Genomic DNA, 7,730 nt, shown 5'->3' with positions numbered 1-7,730 from the left:
TTTTGGGTTTGGATATACGAAAAAGAGCTGTAACGCTCAAGGTAGTAGTAAATACTACCTATTCGTTACAGCCCCTTTCATTATGACTTAGTTATTTCCTGCATATACATTTCAGCTATGTATGAAGGTCCACTCCACCAGAGTTTTGTAGTTTCATCGTAGAGGAATTTACCCGTTTTAGAGGACAAGAAATCAATCAATATATCTTTTCTATCTTTACCTGTTTCTTCCGCAATTTCTTCTACCACCATCGCAATAAGAAGATCTATGGTATAATCCATTCTTTCCTTTGAAAGTTTCACCATATCTTCTCACCCTTTCTTTTCAAGAAATCAGTGATATCATCAAGAACAGCTTCATCACCTTCACAACCAAATATCCCATAACCTATTTCAATATATCCAAGAACATCATATTTTTTAAATATGTGAATAACCTGTTCAACAAGTAATTACCACTCTTCTGAAGCGAGTCGAATTAATCTCGTCTGCATGAAAGTTATTTCTGTTTCCTTACGCATTATGAATTCACCTTAATCAAACGTTACTAGCTTCACAATATTCTTATGACTCTTATTAAAGAGTGTAGAAGCACCCACACATACACGTTCACCACATGATGAGAAGATAATAGATGTATCAGAGGCTGTTTCTTCATAGCCAGTAATACACATCCAATGCCATGTTTCTTCTTCTAATATCTGTGCTTCATGAGTTAAGATCAACATACCAATAGGATGACCCTGATCAATAGCTGTTTTCACAAAATGTACACCCTGTTCAGGAGATTCAGTAATCTTCTGATAAATAGGTTCTACATCTAAACCAATATGTTTCATATACTTCTTAAAGTTCTTCGCAAACTTATAGAAATAGGGGAAACCCATAATACCCGGCGTATTGAGTTTAAACATCTTTGTCATCAGTTCTAGAAAATCCGGATAAGAGATATCTAGCTTATGTTCATAGAAACAGGCCATATCTGCAGCACAAACACTTGCACATCCTGCACGTCTTGCCCATTCATCTGAAAACCAGTCCTGGTCTCCACCATAATAGTCTTGATTATCTTTATGAAAGATCATGATAGGAAGTTCTTTTTTCATTTTGTGTACTCCTTCATATGGATTTTCACAATAAAGCAGTTTTCTCCTTCTACATCTCCTTCAATGATATAAGTATCATCACTATGAGTGAGATAGAGTTCAATTGTCTGATGAGCGAGTATTTCTTTTTTATAGTTAATAGAAATAGAATCCATAAAATGATTTTCATAGGCTTCTACGGGAATCAAGTTAGAAGCAATACGTAAATAATGAGTATTGTTTAAATGTCTATTTGTATCTATATCACTATAAGGTACAGTATAAGTACTTACTAATTGTCTATCATCTTGCGTAAAGAGTGTTTCTGGGTCTTCTTTGACCAAGTCTGGATTATCAGGAAGAGTTAATCCTGCACGCTTAGGAGATGTAATACGACGTCTCTTTAGGTCAATAAGAGTCCAGATAGAACGACATTCACCAATACGTCTACCTTCTTTTTCTATATAGTAGAATCGAGGAAAAATCACATTAGAATAATGTCCAATATTTGTAGTAAGAGTAATTTCATCATCTTCATAAATAGGTTCAGTTAATATAAGTGACTGTTTAGAAACAACATAACCATACTTTCCCTTCATTGATTCTTTATAGAATCCTGATAAAGAACCATCTACAGTTGCTAGACGTGAGAAATAGACAAAAATATTTTCATCTCTTAAACGACCTGTATAGTCGCATTGATCGTTCTGTATTGTGTAATGAAGTGTATACATTTTCATTTTCCCCCTTTTTTTATGTATTATACTTCTTCTTTTTCATTTGTCCATACAAATAGGGTATAGCCAAATTGAACAGTTCAATGTATAATTATAAGAAGAATAAAGGAGAGAACAGAATGGATCAGGTTTTAATTATACTTGCATTTCTTGTTGGACTCGTTGGTCTCTACTTTACATATATGATTGTAAATGTAGTTGTAACTATTATTAAATCTAAGAAAAGAGATCATTCATTAAAATTCTGTATGAGTCCTGCAGGTAAGGCTTTTTATATTGGTCTTACAGTACTTTATTTTGTAGTATTATTTGGTTGTATCGCTTTTATGATTTCAACATACAATGCTCACAAAATGAACTACATTTCAAACGCTTTAAGTGTATGGGCTATTTATTCAATCATCTATTCAATGCAGATTGCGAACCTTGTATTAGTTGGTAGAAAAAATATGCTTGTAGGTCGTCTTCTTATCGATTATCGTAAGATGAAGAAAATCAACTTCAATACAAATAACGAAATCACATTTGTATTCGCGCAAAAGAACTTTAGATTCTCTACACGTTGGGTTGATAAACAGCTTTTAAGAAAAGCAGTAACAGGAAGAAGCTAATAAAAAAGGATTCCGTGAGGAATCTTTTTTTATTTACTCTGGTTTTTCAAACTGACTATAGTAAAGATTATGATAGAAACCATTCTTCTTTAATAATTCTTCATGTTTACCCTGTTCAATGATATGTCCATCATTCATCACAATAATCTGATCTGCTTTTTGAATAGTAGAAAGACGATGGGCTACAATAAAGGTTGTTCTACCAATCATCATTGTATCAAAAGCATCCTGAATTTGTCTTTCTGTACGTGTATCAATAGATGAAGTGGCTTCATCAAGAATCAACATAGGTGGATTTGCGAGCATGATTCTTGCGATAGATAAAAGCTGTCTTTGTCCTTGTGATAAGTTACTGCCTTCTTCTGCAAGCATCGCATCATAGCCACCTTTTAACTGAATAATGAATTTATGAGCATGGGCTTTTTTAGCAGCCTCAACGATTTCTTCATCTGTCGCATTATTTGAGCCATACGCAATATTATCTCTAATAGTACCTTTAAATAACCATGTATCCTGTAATACCATACCATAGAGACTTCTTAAGTAAGAACGATCCATCGTTTGTGTATTGATACCATCAATAGAGATAGAACCACTTTGAGGATCATAGAAACGCATTAATAAGTTAATCAATGTTGTTTTACCACATCCTGTAGGTCCTACAATCGCAATTGTTTCACCTGCATTGACATAAAGATTAAAATCAGTGATCAATGGTCTTTCAGGTGTATAACTGAAATTCACATTGTTTAAGTCAATAACACCTTGTGGATTATCAATAGTCTTGGGATGTTCTGGGTTTTTAATACCTGGTTCATCAATAATCTTAAAGACACGCTCAGCACAGGCTAAAGCTGTTTCTAATTCAGTAAATACGTTAGAAATGTCATTAAATGGCTTTGTGTACTGATTGGCATAAGTCAAGAATGATGATAAACCACCTACTGTAAGACCTCCACCAATGACACTAAAGGCACCATAGATACATACTGTATCATAAACAATCGCATTCACGAAACGTGTAGAAGGATTCGCAAGTGCACCTAAGAACTGTGATTTAACACCGTTCTTAAATAAACGATCATTGATTTCATCAAACTTCTCTTCATTAATTGATTCATGTTGGAACGCTTTGACGACTTTCTGGTTTCCTACCATTTCTTCTACAAAACCACTCATTTCTCCACGAATAGATAATTGTTCCTGGAAGAACTTGAATGTATATTTCGCAATAAGTGTTGCGACAATGAGAGAAAGTGGCGTTAATACAATAACAATCAAAGCCAGTTTGACATTCACATATAACATAAAGCCAATTGTGCCTAAAATTGTCGCAATACCACCAAAGAGGTTCGTAAAGCCCTGTAATAAACCATCTGAAATCTGATCAATATCGGCAATCATACGGCTCATCATATCACCATGTGTATGAGAATCGATATAAAAAAGAGGTAAGATCTGATATTGTTTAAAGAGTTCTGTTCTTAAATCTCTTGTGATTTCATAAGTCATCTTATTAGATGCTCTAACTAAGAAATAGTTGAATAATGCAGTCATCAATACAGAGAATGCAATATAGAAGATCTTTTGACTGAGTCCCTGGAAGAAAACCTGATGATAACCAATCATCTGGTCAATGGCTTTCCCAATAAGAATTGGTGTCAAAAGAGTGAATATAATATTAATTGTAGAAAATAATAATGCACCTACAAGATAGATACGATAAGGACGACAGAATGCCATAAGTCTTTTTAAAGTACTTTTATTCTTCATTATTCTGTCCTCCTTCCATCTGTGACATAACAATTTCCTGATAGACATCACATGTATTCATAAGCATATCATGAGTACCCTGTCCTACGACTTCACCATGGCTTAATACCACAATAGAATCTGCATGCATTAAAGCACTCACTCTTTGAGAAACAATAATAACTGTCATATTAAGCGTACTTAAAGCTTTTCTAAGTTTTGCATCTGTCGCAAAGTCTAGTGCACTGGCGCTATCATCTAAAATAAGTATCTCTGGTTTTTTGACTAATGCACGGGCAATAGTGAGTCTTTGTCTTTGTCCACCAGATACATTCTTACCACCCTGTTCAATATAAGTGTCTAAGCCTTTTGTCATCTTATCGACAAACTCTTTTGATTGTGAAAGTTCTAATGCTTCATAGATTTCTTCATCAGTGGCATGAGGATGACCCCATTGCATATTTTCTCTGATTGTTCCTCCAAAGAGTGTGGCCTGCTGAGGCACAATACCAATCATATTTCTTAAATCCTTGAACTTATATGATTTAATAGGAAGGTCTTTGATACGGATTTCACCTTCAGCGACATCATAAAAACGAGGAATTAGGTTAATAAGTGTTGTTTTACCTGAACCTGTACCTCCAATGACACCGATTGTCTGACCTGGAAAGATATTGAATGATACATCAGTTAAGGCATTACCCGAATAGTATGAGAATGAAACATGATCATAAGTAATAAGGTTCTGATAGTCACTTGGAGCCTCATTGATTCCCTGGACAATATCTGGTTTCTGACTTAATACATCTGCACATCTTTTGTATGATGCACTGGCTTTATTTAAGATCACAATAACATTCGCAAAGACATACATAGAAAGTAAGATCTGGTTCATATAATTAATAAGAGAGATGACTTCTCCCTGTGTCATACTACCTGCATTGATTTTAAAGCCTGAGATATAAAGAATTGCGATAATCCCAAAGTTCACAATGATTGTAGTAGCTGGATTTAATACAGCACTGAGGTTACCTGCAATGATCTGTTCTTCTTTTTGTTTTGTGGTTGTTGACTCAAAACGTTTTTGTTCATTATCCTGCTGGTTAAAAGCACGAATGACTCTGACACCTGAAAGATTCTCTCTTGTGATGAGTGATACTTCATCAAGGATATGCTGGATATGAGAATACATAGGCGCTGTATGACTCATCACAAAGTAAATACTAAACGCAATAAGTGGTGCGACAATCACAAAGATAAGTGCTACCTGCCAGTTAATCACAAAACTCATGATCAGCGAACCAATGATTAAAAATGGTGATCTTGAACATAAACGAATAACCATGGCAACAGCTAACTGAATCTGATTGATATCATTGGTGATTCTTGTGATTAAAGAAGGTGTACCAATAATATCAAGATCCTGATAATCATAACGGTTGATTGCACGATACATATCTTTACGCATAAGTGTACCTACACCCTGTGATGTAAGAGACGCAAAGTACTGACACACTAGTGAACTTGCATATCCTACTGTAGATAAACCAAAGATTACAAAAGCCATCTTTGTAATATAGTTTGTATTATGTACTGCAACACCATTATCAATAATAAGAGCTACAGCCAATGGTATACATAATTCTAGAAACGCTTCTATAAGTTTAAATATAAAACCTGAAATGGCCTGCCATTTATAAGGCTTTAAATATTTCATTATATACATATTTTTCCTCCCTGTCCTTGCAACATTATAATCCTGTTTTATACTATATGTATAATATATATTTTATATAGAATCTATAGGAGATACATATGGAACTAAAACAGATGAAATACTTTAAGACAATTGTAGAAGAAGGGACTATAACACAGGCTGCACGTGTATTACATATTTCACAGCCTCCTCTTTCTATGCAGTTAAAAGCGATAGAAGAAGAATTAGATACAATACTGATAGAGAGAGGACATCGTCATATCACATTAACGCCTGCAGGGCACTTATTTTATCGTAGATGTAATCAGATGTTGAATTTATATGAACAGACAAGTAAAGAAGTACAAGGAGCTGCCACACAGATCTTACGTTTTGGGATTACTTCTTCTAATGGTTATTTAATTACACATGATCATATGGATGTGTTTAGAAAGAAATATCCTAAGTTAGATATTCATATGAAAGAAGGAACAACCTATGAGATGATGGATGCCTTGCTAGCTCATGAAATAGATATTGCGTTTGTCAGAACACCGTTTGATTCTACGAATGTGAAATCATTTTTATTTAAACCTGAACCAATGATTGCGGTAGGACCTTCTACTCTTGTGAATGAAAAAAAGAACCATCTCATTGATTATCGAGATGATCCTGTTTTGATTCACAGACGTTATCGTCAGTTTATAGTAGATTATTGTTTAAATGAACTCCAATTCCAGCCACATATCCCTATTATTACAGATGATATACGTACTGCCTTAGTATGGGGTTCAATATTAGATCAGGTGGTTATTATACCAGAAGCAGCTATACCATATATAGACTTAAATTCACAGACCTATACTAAACTTAAAGACAAGGGTCTCTATACATCTGCAGCCTTTATCACAAGAAAAGAAGAACTATCTCCAATCATAGAAACATTTATTTCTTTAATTATCAAAGACTACAAGATTTAAACTATTCTTCTTTACTTCTAGATGATAATGAGATGCTTTTACTTCTTCGCCATCTAAGTTACATGGATACTGAGATTCTACATCCACTTCATCTACAGTAAAGACATGAGCATGTTTATCCTGATCAAGTGTTTCACTTACTATCTTCTTAATATATAAAGGAATAAGTCCTTTATTAATTTGATCAAGAATCACAATATTCATGAGACCATCTTCTAATGATGCACGAGGAGCAATCTTATAAGCCCCACCATAATATTTCGCATTTGCACAGGCACATAAAGTAACAGGACCTTCATACAATAGTGTTCCATGGCTGGTCATCTTAATAGGATAAAATGGATACTGGACAAAGTTTCTTAGAATAGAATACTCGTATTGATGTCCTTTAAACATCTTAGGAATCTTCACATCATCATGAACATGATTCGCAATCACACTATCACAACCAAAACATGCATTATTAATAAAATAACGATTATTCATTAACACTGTATCAATAGGAATTGTTTTACCCTTTAAAGATGCTTTAAGTACTTCTTTAGAATCATTATTCTTAGAAATCATCTTAAAGAAGTCATTTCCTGTTCCATAAGGAATAACTACTAGTTCATGAGGTGTACCTATAAGTCCCTGAATGACCTGGTTCAACATTCCATCCCCACCAACACTATAAAAACGTGTTGGTTCTTTATAATATTTAATAATCTTCTTGGCATGATCAGGATAAGTACTCATGAATATGTCATAATCATAACCCTGCATCACCTCTCTAATTGTTTCTATAAACGGATGATGATCATAATCATCATCCACTGGTTTAAGTAAAAATATATGTCTCATTATAGTTCTCCAAAAAAAAGACTGGAT

General features: G+C 34.1%; 9 protein-coding genes. 2 read left to right on the top strand and 7 right to left on the bottom strand.

What is annotated here, in order from left to right; all coding sequences use genetic code 11:
* Positions 1–80: 80 nt before the first annotated feature.
* The 4 genes from EAI80_RS01570 to EAI80_RS01555 form a co-directional block, all read right to left on the bottom strand.
* A complete protein-coding gene (locus EAI80_RS01570) occupies positions 81–305 on the bottom strand; it encodes a hypothetical protein (protein WP_129980691.1) in 225 nt (74 codons plus the stop codon).
* Positions 299–433: a DUF3791 domain-containing protein gene (locus EAI80_RS13715; RefSeq protein WP_275055329.1), complete on the bottom strand. Its 135-nt coding sequence runs from the start codon at positions 431–433 to the stop codon at positions 299–301. Before EAI80_RS13715 ends, EAI80_RS01570 begins: the two co-directional genes overlap by 7 nt.
* A gap of 99 nt (positions 434–532) precedes the next feature.
* On the bottom strand, positions 533–1,105 hold the full coding sequence (locus EAI80_RS01560; protein WP_006507110.1) for a hypothetical protein: 573 nt from the start codon (positions 1,103–1,105) through the stop codon (positions 533–535).
* Complete coding sequence (locus EAI80_RS01555; RefSeq protein ID WP_161220261.1) at positions 1,102–1,818, bottom strand: acyl-ACP thioesterase domain-containing protein; 717 nt, start codon at positions 1,816–1,818, stop codon at positions 1,102–1,104. The genes EAI80_RS01560 and EAI80_RS01555 overlap by 4 nt, the downstream gene beginning before the upstream one ends.
* Positions 1,819–1,940: 122 nt before the next feature.
* Between EAI80_RS01555 and EAI80_RS01550 the strand changes: the two genes are divergently transcribed.
* Positions 1,941–2,432 (top strand): hypothetical protein, encoded by a 492-nt coding sequence (locus EAI80_RS01550; RefSeq protein ID WP_022425991.1) that lies wholly within the window; start codon positions 1,941–1,943, stop codon positions 2,430–2,432.
* Between the two features lie 33 nt (positions 2,433–2,465).
* On the opposite strand, the gene EAI80_RS01545 is transcribed toward EAI80_RS01550, so the two are convergent.
* Positions 2,466–4,205, bottom strand: coding sequence for an ABC transporter ATP-binding protein (locus EAI80_RS01545; RefSeq protein WP_129980689.1), 1,740 nt, complete (start codon positions 4,203–4,205; stop codon positions 2,466–2,468).
* Positions 4,195–5,910: an ABC transporter ATP-binding protein gene (locus EAI80_RS01540; protein ID WP_129980688.1), complete on the bottom strand. Its 1,716-nt coding sequence runs from the start codon at positions 5,908–5,910 to the stop codon at positions 4,195–4,197. Before EAI80_RS01540 ends, EAI80_RS01545 begins: the two co-directional genes overlap by 11 nt.
* Before the next feature lie 89 nt (positions 5,911–5,999).
* On the opposite strand from EAI80_RS01540, the gene EAI80_RS01535 reads away from it, so the two are divergent.
* Positions 6,000–6,860: a LysR family transcriptional regulator gene (locus EAI80_RS01535; RefSeq protein WP_129980687.1), complete on the top strand. Its 861-nt coding sequence runs from the start codon at positions 6,000–6,002 to the stop codon at positions 6,858–6,860.
* On the opposite strand, the gene EAI80_RS01530 is transcribed toward EAI80_RS01535, so the two are convergent.
* Positions 6,834–7,703 carry a diacylglycerol kinase family protein gene (locus EAI80_RS01530; RefSeq protein ID WP_129980686.1) on the bottom strand — a complete coding sequence of 290 codons (870 nt, stop codon included), beginning with the start codon at positions 7,701–7,703 and terminating at the stop codon, positions 6,834–6,836. The two genes, EAI80_RS01535 and EAI80_RS01530, sit on opposite strands and share 27 nt — an antisense overlap.
* Positions 7,704–7,730 lie beyond the last annotated feature (27 nt).

The sequence above is a fragment of the Catenibacterium sp. co_0103 genome (genome assembly GCF_004168205.1).
Classification (GTDB): Bacteria; Bacillota_I; Bacilli_A; order Erysipelotrichales; family Coprobacillaceae; genus Catenibacterium; species Catenibacterium mitsuoka_A.
Note: the sequence above shows the minus strand (reverse complement) of the source record. Positions and strands in the feature narration are given on the sequence as shown.